Source organism: Pseudomonas sp. UFMG81, assembly GCF_015354575.1.
In the GTDB taxonomy this organism is placed as follows: Bacteria; Pseudomonadota; Gammaproteobacteria; order Pseudomonadales; family Pseudomonadaceae; genus Aquipseudomonas.
In genome coordinates, this window is record NZ_JACAFQ010000031.1 from 50,656 (window position 1) to 68,044 (window position 17,389).

15 protein-coding genes are annotated in these 17,389 nt (G+C 65.1%); 8 read left to right on the top strand and 7 right to left on the bottom strand.

Translation table 11 applies throughout. The annotated features are described in order from the left end of the window. Nucleotides 1-4: 4 nt before the first annotated feature. Nucleotides 5-727 (top strand): phytanoyl-CoA dioxygenase family protein, encoded by a 723-nt coding sequence (locus IX761_RS20375; protein WP_194791338.1) that lies wholly within the window; start codon nucleotides 5-7, stop codon nucleotides 725-727. Between the two features lie 213 nt (nucleotides 728-940). After that, nucleotides 941-1,462, top strand: a complete 522-nt coding sequence (locus IX761_RS20380) for an acyloxyacyl hydrolase (RefSeq protein WP_194791307.1) — start codon at nucleotides 941-943, stop codon at nucleotides 1,460-1,462. Between the two features lie 15 nt (nucleotides 1,463-1,477). Here the strand turns inward: IX761_RS20380 and IX761_RS20385 are convergent, their stop codons facing one another. After that, a complete protein-coding gene (locus tag IX761_RS20385) occupies nucleotides 1,478-2,368 on the bottom strand; it encodes a universal stress protein (RefSeq protein ID WP_194791308.1) in 891 nt (296 codons plus the stop codon). A gap of 224 nt (nucleotides 2,369-2,592) precedes the next feature. Here IX761_RS20385 and IX761_RS20390 point away from each other — a divergent pair, with 224 nt between their 5' ends. The 3 genes from IX761_RS20390 to IX761_RS20400 are packed head-to-tail and all read left to right on the top strand — an operon-like array spanning nucleotide 2,593 to nucleotide 5,819. After that, nucleotides 2,593-3,066 carry a MarR family winged helix-turn-helix transcriptional regulator gene (locus IX761_RS20390; protein WP_194791309.1) on the top strand — a complete coding sequence of 158 codons (474 nt, stop codon included), beginning with the start codon at nucleotides 2,593-2,595 and terminating at the stop codon, nucleotides 3,064-3,066. Nucleotides 3,067-3,096: 30 nt separating this feature from the next. Further along, nucleotides 3,097-4,287: an HlyD family efflux transporter periplasmic adaptor subunit gene (locus IX761_RS20395; protein WP_194791310.1), complete on the top strand. Its 1,191-nt coding sequence runs from the start codon at nucleotides 3,097-3,099 to the stop codon at nucleotides 4,285-4,287. Beyond that, nucleotides 4,284-5,819, top strand: a complete 1,536-nt coding sequence (locus IX761_RS20400) for a DHA2 family efflux MFS transporter permease subunit (protein WP_194791311.1) — start codon at nucleotides 4,284-4,286, stop codon at nucleotides 5,817-5,819. Before IX761_RS20395 ends, IX761_RS20400 begins: the two co-directional genes overlap by 4 nt. Before the next feature lie 28 nt (nucleotides 5,820-5,847). On the opposite strand, the gene IX761_RS20405 is transcribed toward IX761_RS20400, so the two are convergent. Beyond that, entirely contained in the window at nucleotides 5,848-6,534 is a 687-nt protein-coding gene (locus IX761_RS20405) for a GNAT family N-acetyltransferase (protein ID WP_194791312.1), read from the bottom strand. 297 nt (nucleotides 6,535-6,831) lie between these two features. Continuing rightward, the gene (gene argC / locus IX761_RS20410) at nucleotides 6,832-7,758 is read right to left on the bottom strand and encodes an N-acetyl-gamma-glutamyl-phosphate reductase (RefSeq protein WP_194791313.1); all 927 of its coding nucleotides are present in this window, start codon (nucleotides 7,756-7,758) and stop codon (nucleotides 6,832-6,834) included. Nucleotides 7,759-7,979: 221 nt separating this feature from the next. Between argC and IX761_RS20415 the strand changes: the two genes are divergently transcribed. Continuing rightward, nucleotides 7,980-8,855, top strand: a complete 876-nt coding sequence (locus IX761_RS20415) for a LysR family transcriptional regulator (protein ID WP_194791314.1) — start codon at nucleotides 7,980-7,982, stop codon at nucleotides 8,853-8,855. 7 nt (nucleotides 8,856-8,862) lie between these two features. On the opposite strand, the gene IX761_RS20420 is transcribed toward IX761_RS20415, so the two are convergent. Beyond that, entirely contained in the window at nucleotides 8,863-10,584 is a 1,722-nt protein-coding gene (locus IX761_RS20420; RefSeq protein WP_194791315.1) for an amidohydrolase, read from the bottom strand. A gap of 213 nt (nucleotides 10,585-10,797) precedes the next feature. On the opposite strand from IX761_RS20420, the gene IX761_RS20425 reads away from it, so the two are divergent. After that, nucleotides 10,798-11,715, top strand: coding sequence for a LysR family transcriptional regulator (locus IX761_RS20425; RefSeq protein WP_194791316.1), 918 nt, complete (start codon nucleotides 10,798-10,800; stop codon nucleotides 11,713-11,715). 1,295 nt (nucleotides 11,716-13,010) lie between these two features. On the opposite strand, the gene IX761_RS20430 is transcribed toward IX761_RS20425, so the two are convergent. Continuing rightward, nucleotides 13,011-14,213, bottom strand: coding sequence for an NAD(P)/FAD-dependent oxidoreductase (locus IX761_RS20430; RefSeq protein ID WP_194791317.1), 1,203 nt, complete (start codon nucleotides 14,211-14,213; stop codon nucleotides 13,011-13,013). A 270-nt stretch (nucleotides 14,214-14,483) separates the two neighbouring features. Here IX761_RS20430 and IX761_RS20435 point away from each other — a divergent pair, with 270 nt between their 5' ends. Then, nucleotides 14,484-15,020, top strand: a complete 537-nt coding sequence (locus IX761_RS20435) for an RrF2 family transcriptional regulator (RefSeq protein ID WP_194791318.1) — start codon at nucleotides 14,484-14,486, stop codon at nucleotides 15,018-15,020. A 390-nt stretch (nucleotides 15,021-15,410) separates the two neighbouring features. Here IX761_RS20435 and IX761_RS20440 read toward each other — a convergent pair whose 3' ends face one another. Both IX761_RS20440 and IX761_RS20445 read right to left on the bottom strand, forming a co-directional pair. Further along, nucleotides 15,411-16,559: an ABC transporter ATP-binding protein gene (locus IX761_RS20440; RefSeq protein ID WP_194791319.1), complete on the bottom strand. Its 1,149-nt coding sequence runs from the start codon at nucleotides 16,557-16,559 to the stop codon at nucleotides 15,411-15,413. A 19-nt stretch (nucleotides 16,560-16,578) separates the two neighbouring features. After that, nucleotides 16,579-17,385, bottom strand: a complete 807-nt coding sequence (locus IX761_RS20445) for an ABC transporter permease (RefSeq protein WP_194791320.1) — start codon at nucleotides 17,383-17,385, stop codon at nucleotides 16,579-16,581. Between the last annotated feature and the right edge of the window lie 4 nt (nucleotides 17,386-17,389).

The window sequence follows — 17,389 nt, forward strand, 5'->3', positions numbered from 1 at the left end:
CAGCCTGCAAACCCTCGACGAGCAGGGTTATGTGTTGATCCGCGGCGTGCTCGAGCCGCTGCAAGTCGCCTTGCTGCGCTGCGCCATCGACGACTTGCAGCCGTTGCATTGGGACTATCAAGGCTTGTTGGAACACTACAAGTGCGTGTTCAACCGCGATCCGCTGTGGCTGCCGTTCCTCGACCTGCCACCCTTGATCGAGCTGGCGGAGACCGTGCTCGGCAGTGATTGCCATGTGATCGGGCAGACCGCCTGGCGCAGCCATCCCGGCTACCCCGGCATAGCGCTGCACCTGGATCATCTGTCCATGGAACTGCCAGAGCAACTGCGCGGGCAGTTGAGCCTGCCTGCGCAAATCCTCACTGCCCAGTTGTACCTGTGCGACATCGACCCGGCGCTGGGGCCGACCACCGTGGTGCCGGGCAGCCACCGCGCCAGCCGCCCGCCACGCGCGGGCGAGGACAGCTGGCAAGGGCAGAGCGTGTGGCCGCTACTGTGCCAGGCGGGGGATGCCCTGGTGTTCCGTAGCGATCTCTGGCACGGCGGCGGTGCCAACCACAGCAACGGCCAGGTGCGCGACATGCTCCAGGTGCACTATGGCCGGCGCATGGTGGCGCAGAAGTTCTCGCCGTACCTGCACTGGCGCTTCAACCCCGAAGTGCTGGCGGCGGCCACGCCACGCCAGCGTCGGTTGCTGGGTGAACACGAAGAGTCGGTGTACGACTGATTTCGCTCGTTCAAAACAGCGCTCCTGGCCAATAGTGGCAAAGCACTTTCAACTTTCCGACTGTTCGGTCGATAATCGAGAAATTATTACCACTTGTGACCTGGTTGGATGTGCCAGGCCGCCGGTGCATAACGAGGGGCATAGCCCCCGCTTGCCACAGCCCGCGCGCCATACGTGCGGGCTGTTCGTGAAGACCATCAGGAGAAGTCGTCGATGAGAACCCGTCTTGCCAGCTCGCTGGCCGCTGTCGTGCTGGCTTTCGCCGGGGCCAACCTGGCCCAGGCCGCGCAGGTAACCGGTGCCGTGGGCGCCACCGGCCAGGGCGACATGACCTACCGTATCGGCCTGTCGTTCGACTGGGACAAGCAATGGTGGCAAAGCAGCACCGGCCACCTGACCGGATACTGGGATGCGGCCTACACCTACTGGGAAGGTGGCGACTACAGCGGTGCCCATTCGCTGTCGGTCAGCCCAGTGTTCGTCTATGAGTTCAGCGGCTTCACCTACACCCCGTACATCGAGGCCGGCATCGGCCTGGCGGCGTTCTCCAAGACCGATGTGGGTAACCAGCGCCTGGGCTCCTCGGTCAACTTCGAGGACCGCATCGGCTTCGGCCTGAAGCTGCCGGCCGAGCAGAAGATCGGCATTCGCGCCATCCACTACTCCAACGCCGGCCTCAAGCAGCCCAACGACGGCATCGAGTCGTACTCGCTGTTCTACAGCAAGGCCTTCTGACCGCGGTTCGCCCGCCTAGCGCACGGCCTTGATCGCCAGCACGTTGCACAGGGGATGCTCCAGTACATGGGCGGTGGTGCCGCCCAGGAAGGTCTGCAGGGCATCGTGGCGATGATTGCCCATGACGATCACATCGACCCGACTGTGGCCGATGTACTGGGCGATCGCCTTGATCGCCGGGCCTTCCAGAAAGTGCCGGCGTTCCAGATCGATCTGGTGATGGTCGCCCAGACGGTTGAACGCCGCGCGCTGGGCGGTGCGCACGCTGCCATCGAAGCCGGGCATGGTCACGGTGCCCGCACCGAAATCGGCGATGTGGGTCTTGGCGGCGTCGCACACATGCAGCAGGTGCAGCTCGGCATTGCATTGCAGAGCCAGGGCATGGGCGGTATGGATCACCTGTTCGTCCAGATGTTCGCCAGCACCATGGCTGTTGAGGTCCACCGCAGCGGCGATCTGCCGGGGCAGGGGCAGGCGGATGTCGCTGACCAGGTGCACGGCCACCGGGCTGTCCTTGAGCAGTTGCCAGTCCAGCGGGGTCACCAGCAGGCGCTTGAGCACCGGCTCGTGCTGTACATCCTTGACCACCAGGTCGCACTCCAGCCGCTCGACCTGTTCCAGCACCGTGCCCAGCGGGTCGCGGGTCAGCAGCAGTTCGGTGGAGACATCCAGCCCGCTGTCGCGTAGCTGCTGCGCGGCGTCAGCCAGCCACTGGCGATTGTCATCAAGCTGGCGTTCGCGCTCGCGGCTGTCGCTCATCAGGCCAAAGGTGTCGACATCATCGACGAACACATTGATATCCAGCAACGCGCCGCTGGATTCGGCCAGTGCTGCGGCCCGCTGCAGGGCAGGGCTGTAGCGCATCTGCGGGCCGAGCATGACCAACAATCGCTTGAACTGGCTCATCGCACACCTCCACGTGTGGCAGCCCCCCGCTTGACGCTGGTTGCCCCGGGCCGTGCGCTGCGGCCGGGCGTCGTTCATTGAGTCTAGACCCTTGCCGGTGCGCGTCTGGCAAGTCGACAAAGCGCACTGACCCTGCATGAATTTTCAGTTAGCCAGCTAATCAAAGCTTTGACATTCACTGCCTAGGCAGTAATATTTTCACACAATTACCCGAGCAGACCCCGATGTCCCATTTCACCCCGGAAAATTTCCAGACCTGCGCCATCGGCATGCTGCTCGGCCGCGCCGCGTTGTTGAAGGACCGCATCCTCGACTGGCACCTGGAGGCCGACGGTGTCACCGCCGCGCAGTTCAAGGTGCTGATCATCGTCACCCAGTACCAGGTCGACACCCCGGCTGAGCTGTGCCGCTACCTGGGCCTGGACAGCGGTTCGATGACCCGCATGCTCGACCGCCTCGAGCAGAAGGGCCTGATCCTGCGCAATCGCTGCCCGGATGACCGCCGCCAGGTGCGCCTGGCCCTTACCGCCGACGGCCAGCGCCTGGCCGATCGCCTGCCGCAGGTGGGCGCGGCGGCGATGAACGAGCTGGTCGGCGTGTTGCAGCCCGAGGAGCTCAAGACCCTCGAAGGCCTGTTGGCGAAAATCCTGCTCGGCGCCGGCGACCCCCTGACGATCCGCCGTTTCGGCGACCGTTGATCCCTGTCACGCATTTTCCAAGGTACTGTCATGGCCACTCCCGCTGACACCTCCATCCCTGCCGCACCGGACAGCACACGCAAGCGCAAGGCCTGGCTGCTTGCCCTGCTGTTGCTGCTGATCCTCGCCGGGGCCGCCACGTGGGCCTGGTACAGCCTGGTCGGGCGCTGGCACGAAAGCACCGACGACGCCTACGTCAATGGCAATGTGGTCGAGATCACCCCGCTGGTGACCGGCACCGTCACCAGCATCGGCGCCGACGACGGCGACCTGGTGCATGCCGGCCAAGTGCTGCTGCAATTCGACCCGGCCGACAGCGAGGTGGCCTTGCAGGCCGCCGAAGCGAAGCTTGCGCGCAGCGTGCGCCAGGTGCGCGGGCTGTACAGCAACGTCGATGCGCTCAAGGCCCAGCTGCAAACCCGCCAGGCCGAATTGCAGAAGGCCCAGCAGAACTACAACCGGCGCAAGGTGCTGGCCGACAGCGGCGCCATTGCCCTGGAAGAAATCTCCCATGCGCGCGATGACCTGACCGTGGCCCAGGCCGCCGTCAACAGCGCGCGCCAGCAGCTCAACACCAGCACCGCGCTGGTCGACGACACGGTGGTGTCTTCGCACCCCGACGTCATGGCGGCCGCCGCCGACCTGCGCCAGGCGTACCTGGACCATGCCCGCACCACCCTGGTGGCGCCGGTTACCGGCTACGTGGCCAAGCGCACCGTGCAGCTGGGCCAGCGCCTGCAGCCGGGCACCGCGACCATGGCGGTGATCCCGCTGGACGAGGTGTGGATCGACGCCAACTTCAAGGAAACCCAGCTGCGCGACATGCGCATCGGCCAGCCGGTGCAGATCACCGCCGACCTGTACGGCAGCGAGGTGACGTACAGCGGCACCGTCGACAGCCTCGGCGCCGGCACGGGTAGCGCCTTCGCCCTGTTGCCGGCGCAGAACGCCACCGGCAACTGGATCAAGATCGTCCAGCGCGTGCCGGTGCGTATCCACCTCAGCCCCGAGCAGCTCAAGGACCACCCGTTGCGCATCGGCTTGTCCACCGTCGCCGAAGTCGACCTGCACGACCAGAGTGGCCCGGCCCTGGCCCAGCAGCCGCCACAGCAGGCCAGCTACACCACCCAGGTGTATGACCGCCAGTTGGTGGAGGCCGACGACCTGATCGCCCGGCTGATCCACGCCAATAGCGCCAACGGCAAGACGGCGCAGCGATGAGCCAGGCGGCCCCCGCACAGTTCACCCCGCCGAGCCTGCTGCTGACCACTATCGGCCTGTCGCTGGCGACCTTCATGCAGGTGCTCGACACCACCATCGCCAACGTGGCGCTGCCGACCATCTCTGGCAACCTCGGCGTCAGTTACGAGCAGGGCACCTGGGTGATCACCTCGTTCGCGGTGAGCAACGCCATCGCCTTGCCGCTCACCGGCTGGCTGAGCCGTCGGTTCGGCGAGGTGAAGCTGTTCATCTGGGCCACGCTGCTGTTCGTGCTGGCCTCGTTCCTCTGCGGCGTGGCCCAGTCGATGCCTGAGCTGGTGGGTTTCCGGGTGTTGCAGGGGGTGGTCGCCGGGCCGTTGTACCCGATGACCCAGACCTTGCTGATTGCGGTGTATCCGCCGGCGAAGCGGGGCATGGCCCTGGCCTTGCTGGCGATGGTCACGGTGGTGGCGCCGATCGCCGGGCCGATATTGGGCGGCTGGATCACCGACAGCTACAGCTGGCCATGGATCTTCTTCATCAACGTGCCGATCGGCCTGTTCGCCGCCGCCGTGGTGCGTCAGCAGATGCGTGCACGGCCAGTGGTGACCAGCCGCCAGCCGATGGACTATATAGGCCTGTTGACCTTGATCGTCGGCGTGGGCGCGTTACAGGTGGTGCTGGACAAGGGCAACGACCTGGACTGGTTCGAGTCGTCGTTCATCGTCATCGGCTCGATCATCTCGGTGGTGTTCCTGGCGATCTTCATCATCTGGGAACTCACCGACCGCCACCCGGTAGTCAACCTGCGGCTGTTCGTGCACCGCAATTTCCGCGTAGGCACCATCGTGCTGGTGGGCGGCTACTCAGGCTTTTTCGGTATCAACCTGATCCTGCCGCAGTGGTTGCAGACGCAGATGGGCTACACCGCCACCTGGGCGGGCCTGGCGGTGGCGCCGATCGGCCTGCTGCCAGTGATCATGTCGCCGTTCGTGGGCAAGTACGCGCACCGTTTCGACCTGCGCCTGCTGGCGGGCATCGCCTTTCTGGCGATTGGCACCAGCTGCTACATGCGTGCGGGTTTCACCAATGAGGTGGACTTTACCCATATCGCCCTGGTGCAGCTGTTCATGGGCATCGGCGTGGCGCTGTTCTTCATGCCGACCCTGAGCATCCTGCTGTCGGACCTGCCCCCCCAGCAGATCGCCGACGGCTCGGGCCTGGCTACGTTCCTGCGTACCTTGGGCGGCAGCTTCGCCGCGTCGCTGACCACCTGGATCTGGATCCGGCGCGCCGATCAGCATCATGCCTACCTGAGCGAGCACATCAGCAGCTTCGACCCGGCAACCCGTCACGCACTGGAGCAGCTGGGTGGCGCCAACCCGCAGAGCTACGCGCAGCTGGAGCAGATGCTCAATGGCCAGGCCTACATGATGTCGACAGTGGACTATTTCACCCTGCTGACCTGGGTGTTTGCCGGCTTGATTTTGCTGGTGTGGTTCGCCAAGCCACCGTTCACGGCCAAGGCGGGGCCTGCGTCGGCAGGGCACTGAGCAAGGCGTTGCAGCGGCCGGCGCCCGATCAGTGCCGCGTCAGCCGCTGCTTTACACACGCCTTGGCGTGCGCCGTCAGCTCGTCCAGCCGCTCATCGCGCAGCCGCTCCGCCTCGATCATCACCTCTTCGCCCTGCTGTTTGAGCAGGTAGGCGTGGATCTGCCGGACTTCGACGGTCTGGTAGATCGGCGCGATATCCAGCCGCCCGATCAATGCCCCGCTGGCGCGCCCGGTGCTGCTCATCAGCACCTGCGGCCCGGCGCTGGCCACCACTTGCAGCCCCATGCCCTCGAACCACGGCACCTGCTCGGCGAATGCGCTCAGCTCGACGCAGGCGTAGCGGCCGCGCAGGTCACCTAGCAATGCCCGGGCAATACCCTGCCGGCGGTGCGCTTGATGCACGGCGAGGAACGCCAGGCTGCAGGCCTGCGCATCATCCTGGGCCGGCAGTGCCAGGGCGAAGCCCAGCAGTTGGTCCGGTGCGTCGGCATCCAGTGCCAGGGTCAGTTCCACGGCCAGGCCACGGGTGCCGTCCAGGGCCATCAGGTACTGGTGCACCTCCAGACCCACGCCGTATTGGTACAGCGGGTAGAGCGGGTTGTCCGCGCTGATGGCGACGCTGCTGAGCTGGCCGACATGGTCGATCACCAACTGGCGGATCTGGTTCTGGAAGGACTCAGGCGGCACGCCGTCGAGGCGGCGGAGGATGAACATCGCGGGCAGGGCTCCGAGGGGAACGAGACGGGGCGCTCATTCTACCCGATCGCCGGCAAGCCGGCTCCCACAGGTACAGCGCAGGCCTTGAGCGTGTCACGTTCAGGAAGGGAGCAACTGCCTTGCGCAGGCTTCTGTAGGAGCGGCCTTGTGTCGCGAAAGGGGGGCGCAGCGCCCCCAGGATCTCGAGTACGCCCAAGATCGCCGGGGCCGCTCTGCGGCCCATTCCGGCCGGTCCGGCGCCCCGGCAAGGCCGCTCCTACAGGTGACGTGCAAGGCGCAGCCTTGCCAATTGACCTACAGCGCGGCCAGCAGCAGGTCGAGGTTCTGCACAGCCGCCCCCGAGGCACCCTTGCCAAGGTTGTCGAATACCGCCGTCAGCAACACCTGGCCGTGCTCGGGGTTGGCGAACAGCGCCAGGCGCAGGTCGTTGCTGTCGTTCAAGGCCTGCGGGTCCAGCGCCGGCGCCGCGCCCGCCTGGTGCAGCGGCATCACCTTCACATGGCGTGCCCCCTGGTAGTGCTGCTCCAGGCAGGCTTGCAGCTGTTCGGCGCGCACACCGGGCAGCAGCCGCAGTTGCAGCGGGATGCTCAGCACGATGCCCTGGCGGTAGGCGCCATAGCCCGGCACGAACACCGGCCGGGCGCCCAGGCCTGCGTGCTGCTGGATTTCCGGCACATGCTTGTGCGCCAGTTCCAGGCCATAGAGCTGAAGCGTCGGCAGATAATCTTCGCCAGGTTGTTCGTGGCGTTCCACCGCCGCCCGGCCGCCGCCGGAATACCCGGAAATGGCATGGATGCTCAAGGGGTAGTCGGCCGGCAACAAACCGGCCTTGACCAGCGGATGCAGCAGGGCGATGGCGCCGGTGGGGTAGCAGCCTGGGTTGCTCACCCGGGTGCTGCGGGCGATGCGCTCGGCCTGCTGTTCGTCCAGCTCCGGCAGCCCATAGACCCAGCCTGGGGTGGTGCGGTGCGCGGAGCTGGCGTCGATCACCCGCACCGCCGGGTTGTGGATCGTCGCCACGGCCTCGCGGGCGGCGTCATCGGGCAGGCACAGCAGGGCGATGTCGGCGCTGTTGATGGCCTCGGCCCGGCGCGCCGGGTTTTTGCGCTCGGCAGCGGGCAGGGTGAGCAGGCGCAGGTCCTGGCGGCCGTGCAGGCGTGCATGGATCTGAAGGCCGGTGGTGCCTTGATCGCCGTCGATGAAAACCAGTGGCTGGTGCATGTGAAGTGTCCGGTTGCAAGAAGAGTGGGCCTATCCTCGCTGATGGCTTTGCCAAAGAAAATTTGAATATCATGATCGCAAGATTCATTAAATCTGAATGATCGAGCGATAGATTCAACCTTCACCCTGTGGGAGCGGCTTGCCCCGCGATTGCATCAGGCGAGCGTCATCGCCGGGCAAGCCCGCTGCCACGGCAACTGTTCAGCTTGTTCGGGAGTTCCATGCGCGAAATCAGCCTCGACCGCCTGCGCACCCTGGTGGTCATCGTCGAACACGGCTCGTTCGCCGAAGCCGCCCGCCAGCTCAATCTGGCACCGCCGACCATCAGCCTGCACGTGGCCGAACTGGAGGCGCGCATCGGCGCCCCCTTGCTCACCCGTACCCGTGGCCAGGTGCGCCCGACCGCCATTGGCGAAACCTTGCTGGCCCGTGCCCGCCGGCTGCTGGCCGATGCCGACCAGGCGCTGGACGAGGTGCGCCGCCAGGTACAAGGGTTGACCGGGCGGGTGCGCCTCGGTGCTTCGACGGGGGCCATCGCCCATTTGCTGCCACAGGCGTTGGAAGCGTTGCGGGTGGAGCACCCCGGTATCGACGTGCACGTCCAGGTGCTCACCTCGCAGGCTTCGCTGACGCGGCTGCGCGAAGGCACCCTCGATATCGGTCTGGTGGCGCTGCCACAAGTGGCAGGCAAGGGGCTGAAACTGACGCCCTGGCGGCGTGACCCGATCATGGCCTACGTACCCGCCGATTGGCGTCCGCCAGCGCGGGTCACCCCGGCCTGGCTGGCCGGGCGGGCGTTGATCCTCAATGACAGCACTACCCAGCTTTCACGCGTCACCTCGGAGTGGTTCGCCAACGCCGGGCTGTACCCCGAGCCGCGCATCGAGCTGAATTTCAACGATGCGATCAAGAGCCTGGTGGGGGCGGGCTACGGGGCGACCTTGTTGCCGCAGGAGGGCGAGGGGCCGCAGCACGATCCGCGGATCGTCAGGCGCCCGCTGCGGCCGGGGTTGTGGCGCCAGCTGGGCATCGCCTGCCGTGAGGACGAGCCTGAACGCGCCACCGGGCATGTGCTGGATGCGCTACGCCGGATCTGACCCAGGCTCAGCGCCGGTAGATCCGTTTCCCGGCAAACCAGGTCTGTAGCACCTGGGTGTCGCGCAGTGCTTCGGGGGAGACCGTCAGCACATCACGGTCGAGCACGATCATGTCGGCCTGCTTGCCGACCTTGAGCGAGCCGACCTGATGTTCCAGGCGCATGGCCCTGGCGGCATTGAGGGTGTAGGCCTGGAACATGGCCTGGCGGTCGATGGCTTCGTCGGCATTGAGTACGCCATTGGGTCCCTTGCGGGTGATGGCCTGGTAGATGGCTTTCCAGGGTTCGGGTGTGCTGATCGGCCAGTCGCTGGCACCGGCGATGGTCGCGCCGTTGCGCAGCAGAGAGTGGGCCGGGAAGGTGTGCAGGAAGGCCATGGCGCTGACATAGGGCTTGACCAGTTCTAGGTTGGCGTCATCGGCGCTGGCCCAGTACAGCTGCATCGAGGCGATCACGTCGAGCTTCTTGAAGCGCGCGTACTCCTTGGGGCTGACCAGCTGCAGGTGGGTAATCGAGTGAGGGATGCCACTGTCGCGTTCACGCCGGGCCTGTTCGATGCCATTGAGGGCCTCGCGTACCGCACGGTCGCCGATGGCATGCACATGCACCAGCCAGCCACGGGCATCGGCGGCGCTGACCAGCTCGCCGAAGTGTGCCGGGTCCAGCAGCAGTTCACCGCGGTGCCCGGTGTTGCGGTAGGGTTCGAGCAGCGCCGCGCTCTGCGCCGGGGCCTCGGCGACACCGTCGGCGAACACCTTGATGCCTGGCAGGGTCAGGTTGGGCAGGCCGAGGAACTGCTGGCGGACCTTGTCCAGCTCATCGAGGTCGGCAGGGCGGGCCTTGGCGTCGGCCATCAGCAGGGCCGCGACGTGGGCGTTGAGTTCGCCGTTTTCGGCCAGCGCCTTGTACACCGGCAGCACGCCGAGCGAGCGGTTGTTCACATCGGCGCCGGGTAGTTCGTTGGCCAGTGGGTCCATCCAGCCGGTGATGCCCAGTTGCTTGTAGTAGTCGAGGGCCATGCGCCCGGCGCTGACCAGGGTGTCCTGGCTCAGCGCCGGCAGCAGGTCGGTGACCGGGTACAGGCCGGCATCGACGAGGAAACCGTTTGGGCTGCCGTCCGGGTGCTGGCCGATGGTGTTGCGGGCCTCGCTTGGCAGCGCGGCGATCTTCGCCGCATCCACCCCGGCACGGCGGAGCATGGCCTGGTTGGCCCAGCCGGTGTGCATGTCGTTGGCGGCGAGCAGGAGTGGCTGGTTGGCCCATTCGCCATGGTTGAAGCGCTGCTCCAGCGCCGCGATGTCGTCCCAGTAGCTGGGCGGCAGGCCGCCGACGCTGAGGAACTCGCCGCGTCGGGCCTTGCCGTCGGCGCGCCACTGGCGCAGGCGTTGCTCCAGGGTGTCGAGGGGGAGCTGTTCACCGGCAAGGTCTGCCAGTTTCAGTTGCAGGCCGCCCTTGATGGCGTGGGCGTGGGAGTCGAGCATACCTGGCATCAGCACCTTGCCGTCGAGGTCGATGACCTGCGTACCGTTGGCCTTCAGGCGCAACACCGCCTGGTCGGCGCCTACCGCGACGATCTTGTCGCCTGCGACCGCTACCGCCTGTTGCAGCGGCTGGCCGGGCTCGGCGGTGTAGACCTTGGCGTTGTACAGGATCAGGTCCACGGCGGCCAGGCCGGGCAGGGCGGAGCAGGCCAGGCCGACGCCAAGGGCGATGTTGAGGAGCCGCTTCATCGAAAACCTCGTTGTTGTTGTGATGAAGGGGCAGCGTAGCGAGGGCGCAGAGGCGGTTAAACGCGTCCTTGGGCACAACTTTTTTCGCTGTTGGGAAACAATGGCTGGCCTATGATTGCCGCCATGCAAGCATCGTGGCACGCGTTGCCTATTCAAATTCGCCTGCAATGTCGCCTCAATGGCGCTTTCATCTGTGCCCGACAGGAAGCAACCATGGACAAAATGACGGCCCTGACGATCTTCGTCGCCGCCGCCGAGCACGGCAGTTTCAGCCGCGCCGCCGAGCACCTGGGCAAGACGCCGTCGGCCATCACCAAGGCGGTCGCCCACCTGGAGGCCGAGCTTGGCGTGCGTCTGTTCGAGCGCACCACCCGGCGCATGGCCCTCACCGAGGCGGGCTTGCTGTACCTGGAGGGCGCGCGTCAGGCGCTGATGCATCTGCAGTTGGTCACTGAGGAGGTGGAGCAACTGCAACATGCCTTGCGTGGCACCTTGCGCATCACCGCGCCACCGTCGTTCGGCCCGGCGTTCCTGAACCAGGTGTGCTGCCGTTTCATGCGCGAACATCCGCAGGTGCGATTGGAGGTCGATTTCAACGACGCCAACGATGACCTGATCGATGGTGGCTACGACTTGTCGCTGCGCGATGGTCCCACCGACCAGCCCGAGCTGATCGCCCAGCCGTTGCTGGAGAACCGTGTGACCCTATGTGCCAGCCCCGTTTATCTGGCCAGCCGGGGCGATGTCATCACCCTGGACAATTACGCTCAGCACGATTGGTTGCTGCTGCGTCACCCTCTGCTCAACCGTAGCTTCTGGTGGGTCGAGCACGGCGGCGAGACCCTGCGTGTGCGCCAACCTACGCCGCGGTTGGTGAGCGACAGCTTCGACTTTTTGCTGGCTTGTCTGTTGGATGGCCAGGGGCTGCAGTTCGTGCCGACCTGGTGTGCCAGGCCCTACCTGGCTTCGGGTGAGTTGGTGGAGGTGATGCCTGAGTATTGGCGTGCCTTGAGTGCCTTTGGGCCTTGGGTGCATGTGCTGTACCTGCCGCATCGGCGTAACACGCGCAAGGTGCAGGCCTTTATTACCTTGCTGCATGGGTACTTGCGGGAGAAGGGGCTGGTGGGGTGAATAGTTCTGGGTGGGGCTGGGTTGTGCGCGATAATGATTCGAGCCGTTTTGGGTGGTGGCTGATATTGTCGTTGGTTAATTGGTTGATTGGTTGATTGGTTAATTAGTTAATTGGCTAGTGGTTTTAAAGTTGTGTGAATATCCATTTGCTTTGGTGACTTTTATTCACCTTTCCGCCCTTACGGCGGGTCACTTTTTGAAGCATCAAAAAGTAACCAAAAAATGCTCGCTCCATTCATACGGCCCCTGCGCTGCGCTCCGGGGTTCCCTCACTCCGGTCTTGCTCCCGGGAGTACGCACCGAAGGGCCATCCATGGCCCATCGGTGCTCGACGGGCATCCATGCCCGTCGCCTCCCTCCGCAAGCCCTCCGATCGGCCTCCTGAAGTCGCGAAGTTAGGGGCGGCGCCTATATTGGCGCAGCTGTCGCTAGTTGATTGTTTTGTTGAACTTCAAACTGCAATCGCTGGCAAGTCGCAGCGGCGAACCGCAGCTCCCACAGGGTGGCGCTGAACTCGAAACTCACGCGGTCACTGTGGGAGCCGGCTTGCCGGCGATGAGGCCNTCCCTCACTCCGGTCTTGCTCCCGGGAGTACGCACCGAAGGGCCATCCATGGCCCATCGGTGCTCGACGGGCATCCATGCCCGTCGCCTCCCTCCGCAAGCCCTCCGATCGGCCTCCTGAAGTCGCGAAGTTAGGGGCGGCGCCTATATTGGCGCAGCTGTCGCTAGTTGATTGTTTTGTTGAACTTCAAACTGCAATCGCTGGCAAGTCGCAGCGGCGAACCGCAGCTCCCACAGGGTGGCGCTGAACTCGAAACTCACGCGGTCACTGTGGGAGCCGGCTTGCCGGCGATGAGGCCATTACAAACAATACATCAATAACAATTGAACACTCACTGCTCTTGCTCTTGCTCTTGCTCTTGCTTCTAAGCGCGCGATAGTCCAGTCACCGCCAAACGCGACTTCAGGAGGCCGAACGTAGGACTTGCGGAGCGGGGCGATGGGCATGGATGCCCATCGAGCACTGATGGGCCATGGATGGCCCTTCAGTGCGTCCACGCGGGAGCAAGGCCGGAGTGAGGGAACCCCGGAGCGAAGCGTAGGGGCCGGATGATGGAGCAGACGGTTTTGCTTACTTTTGCCACGACAAAAGTAAGCCGCCGTAAAGGCGGAAAGGTGAATCAGCGTCTCCATCGCCAATGGATATTCACCCAATACCAACACCCACACGCTAAAAATCGACCTCGACCTCGACCCCATAAAAAAAGGGACCGCATTGCGGCCCCTGGTCCATCACGCGACGATCGGGATCAGCGGATCAGCCGCCGCCAATGCCGCAGCACGGTCGGCCGCCGGCGGGTAGATCCACACAGTGTTGATCTGGCGCTTGAGCTCCTTGCCCTCCTGACCCTGCAGGTGCAGTTGGCGCTCCCAACCTTCGCTGTAGGCCGCACCCCATTCGCCAAGGTCCAGGCAGGTGACGTACTTGGGTTGGCGATAGATCACCGGGGCCACGCCCAGCAGATCGGCCATGGCGTTGTTGCCCGAGTGGCGACCCATGGGGATGGCGTGCTGGCAGGTCATCAGCGCATGGTTGCCGAGGTCGTCGACCGCCGCCCAGGCGACATCGCCGGTGGCGTAGATATGCGCCTGCCCAACCACCTTCAGGTGCGGGTCGACCCGCAGCCGGCCCAGGGCGTCACGCTCGCCCTCGATTTGCGCGGTCAGCGGGCTGGCCTTGACCCCGACCGTCCAGATCACGGTCTTGCTGGCGATGTAGTCGCCGTTGTCGAGCGTCACGCCGCCAGCATCCACGGCCACCACCGAGGTGCCGGTGCGCCACTCGACGCCCGCCTGTTCGCTGGCGGCAACGATGGCGGGGGTGATGCCGGCACCCAGCGCCGCGCCGATGGTCGTGCCACGGTCGACCAGCACCACGCGAAGGTTGCCTTCACCGAGGATGGCACGCAGACGGGCTGGCATTTCGGTGGCGGTTTCGATGCCGGTGAAGCCACCGCCGCAGACCACGACGGTGTTGCGCGCGGGGCTCGCCGGCTCTGCGGCGAGGCTGTGCAGGTGCTGCTCCAGGCGCATGGCCGACTCCATCTGGTCGACATCGAAAGTGTGCTCGGCCAGGCCAGGTACGGCGGGGCGGGCCACCTGGCTCCCGGCCGCGAGGATCAGGCGATCGTAGCCAAGCAGTTGCTGCTGGCCGTCGGCGTCGACATAGCCAACCTGGCGCGCGGCGCTGTCGATGGTCTGGGCGTGGCCGTGAATGAAGTCCACCCCGACCACGTCGAGCAGGGCATCTACCGGAGCCTGCAGGGTATGGGCATCGGCTTCGTAGAAGCGCGGGCGGATGCGCAACTGCGGCTGCGGGGCCAGCACGCTGATACGTACATCGCCGCGTTGGGCCTGGTCGAGCAGGCGGGCGGCGCTCAGGGCGCTCCAGACACCAGCAAAGCCGGCACCGATGATCAGGATGTGAGAGGACATGTAGGTACTCCGCTGGGTGAGAAAAGAGGCTTCGACACGGTGTGCTGTGCTTGTCGAATAACTACGACTGTATTGATCGTAGTTTGAATCGGCAAGCGTTTTTTTCAAGCGCGCGCACGAACGCTCCTCTGCAGAAGCGGTACTGTCCGCGTAAAATGTGGCTTCCATCGAAATTCAAGCTTTTCTGGCGGGCGACGGACGGCGGCGACAGCCTTTGCCTGCACCGTTCATTCAGCGTACTATTTACGACAAACTTAGTCGGAGATTGACATGTCGCTTTACAGTGCCGGCGTCGAGTACGGCATCCATTGCCTGCTGTTCCTGGTGGACGAGCGCGGCGACAGCCGCGAAGCCAGCGTGCGCGACCTTGCCGAGTTACAGGGCGTACCCCAGGAGTACCTGGCCAAGGTATTCACCAAGCTTGCCCGCGCCGGGCTGGTGGCCGCCACCGAGGGCGTGCGTGGTGGTTTCCGCCTGGCGCGCCCGTCCGACGAGATCACTGTGCTGGATATCGTCACCGCCATCGACGGGGTGAAGAAGATCTTCGACTGCCGCGAGATCCGCGAACGCTGTGCGGTGTTCGAGGGCTCGGCACCGGGCTGGGCGACCGAAGGCACGTGCGCGATCCACGCGGTGATGCTGGGGGCGCAGAAGCGCATGGAGGAAGCACTGGCGCAGCAGACCATCCTCGACCTGGCGCGGCGCTTCGGGCGCAAGGCACCGGCCGCGTTCGGGCAGCAGGTCAATGACTGGATGAGCGAGCGACGGGACGGGAAGGGCGGCGATATCGTGCTGGTGACGGTTTAAGTGGGGTTGCCTCAGGCGCTTTAGGCCAACCCTTGCGAAGTGTTCGCATGAAGGCTGTCAGGTGTTTGCCGAAAGTCTTTTGGCGCCTATGAGATCGAGCGCCGCCCGCGCGGCGCATCGCCGGCAAGCCGGCTCCCACATCTGTTTCGGGCCAGTTATGTCTGCGCCGCCGCAGCTGTACGCCTTGTTTGTACGACGCGGTTCCAGCGTTGGCGCTGATGCCGCACCACCAGACTTGAGGCATGCACCAAGGCGGACAGTGGAGATAGCCCAGGAGTAGCTGGCCCGAAACAAATGTGGGAGCCGGCTTGCCGGCGATGCGCCGCGCGGGCGGCGCTCGATCTCAAGCACGCTGCAAGACCTTCGGCGAGCACCTGCCAGCTACGCCATTCAGTGCGCGCCAGCGCCCTTGCTCAGGTCGCTCTCGGCCCATTCGGTGTAGATGCAGGCATCGGCCACCGCCCAGCGTACCTTGACCTTGTCCCCCGGCTGCATCGGCATGCCGGCGGCGGACAGCGCCTTTACGGTCAGTTCGGTGCCACCCTGGGTGACCACGTGGCAGGTCTGGCTTTCACCGAGGAACAGCACCTCGCCCACGGTCGCACTCACTTCGTTCCAGCCCCCCGGCAGCGGTTCGCGCGTGGCCTGTTCGGCGGTGAGCGCCAGGGCTTTTTCCGGGCGCACCATGATCAGCGCGTCCTGGCCGTTGGCCAGCCCCGGGGTCAGGCGGATTGCCACGGGTTGCCCCTCGAAGCTGCCTGCGCCATTGCCGTTGGCCTGGATGCGCAGGAAGTTGGAGTTGCCCAGGAACGAGGCGACGAAGGCGTTCGGCGGGTTCTGGTAGAGGTCGTAGCCGGTGCCCAGGCCGACGATCTTGCCGTGGCTGAAGATGGCAATGCGCTGGGACAGGCGCATGGCTTCTTCCTGGTCGTGGGTCACGTAGACAATGGTGATACCCAGCCGGCGGTGCAGTTGGCGCAACTCGTCCTGCAGGTCTTCACGCAGCTTCTTGTCCAGCGCGCCGAGCGGTTCGTCCATCAGCAGGATGCGGGGTTCGTACACCAGCGCCCGGGCGATGGCCACGCGCTGCTGCTGCCCACCGGACATCTGCGACGGTTTGCGGTGGGCGAACTTCTCCAGTTGCACCAACTTGAGCATGGCATCGACGCGCTTGGCGGTTTCGCTCGCGCCGAGCTTGCGGATGGCCAGGGGGAAGCCGATGTTGTCGCGCACGTTCAGGTGCGGGAACAGCGAGTAGCGCTGGAACACCATGCCGATGTCGCGCTTGTGCGGCGGCACGTTGACCAGTGACTGGCCTTCAACCAGGATCTCACCGCTGCTGGGGGTTTCGAAGCCGGCCAGCATCGACAGCGTGGTCGACTTGCCCGAGCCGCTGGACCCCAGGAAGGTGAGGAATTCGCCGTCCTGGATCTCGAGGTCGAGGTTGTCCACGGCGGTGAAGTCGCCGTAGTGCTTGTTCAGGCCGCGCAGGCTGACCAGGGTCTTGTTGCGCGCGTCGTCTTTGATCACTGCACTCATTGTTGTTGTCTCCGGGCACTCAGGCGTTTTCGGCGCGCCGGCGCAGGGCGGCGGCAATGAACATCACAAGCAGGGACAGGCCGATCAGCAGCGTGGACGCCACCGCGATCACCGGGCTCAGGTCCTGGCGCAGGGTGGTCCACATCTTCACCGGCAGGGTCTGCAGGTCGGGGCTGGCCATCATCACGCTGAGCACCACTTCGTCCCACGAGACGAGGAAGGCGAACAGGCCGCCGGCGATCATCCCCGGGCGGATCGCCGGGAAGGTCACCTTGACGATCGCTTGCAGGCGCGAGGCGCCGCAGATCACTGCGGCGTCCTCGATCGACTGGTCGAACAGCTTCAGCGAGTTGATGATCGAGATGATGGTGAAGGGCAGGGCGACGATCACGTGGCTGACCACGAAGGCGAACAGCGTGCCGGTGTAGCCGAGCTTGAGAAACAGCGCGTACACCGCCACGGCGATGATCACCAGCGGCACGATCATCGGCATGGTAAACAGCCCGTACAGCAGCTCTCGGCCCGGGAAGCGGCCACGCACCAGGGCAAAGGCGGTGGGCAGGCCCAGGGCCACGGCGGCGATGGTGGTCAGCACCGCCACCTTGAGGCTGGCCAGCGCCGCGTCCATCCACTCGGGGTTGGAGAAGAACTGGGCATACCACTTCAAGGTCCAGCCGGGTGGTGGGAACACCAGCCACTGCGAGGAGCCGAACGACAGCAGGATGATGAACACCACCGGCAGCAGCAGGAATGCGGCAATGACCCCGGTGGTCAGGTACAGGCCCGTTCGCAGCGGGCGGCTCATGGCATTGGGTGACAGCAGCATGGCG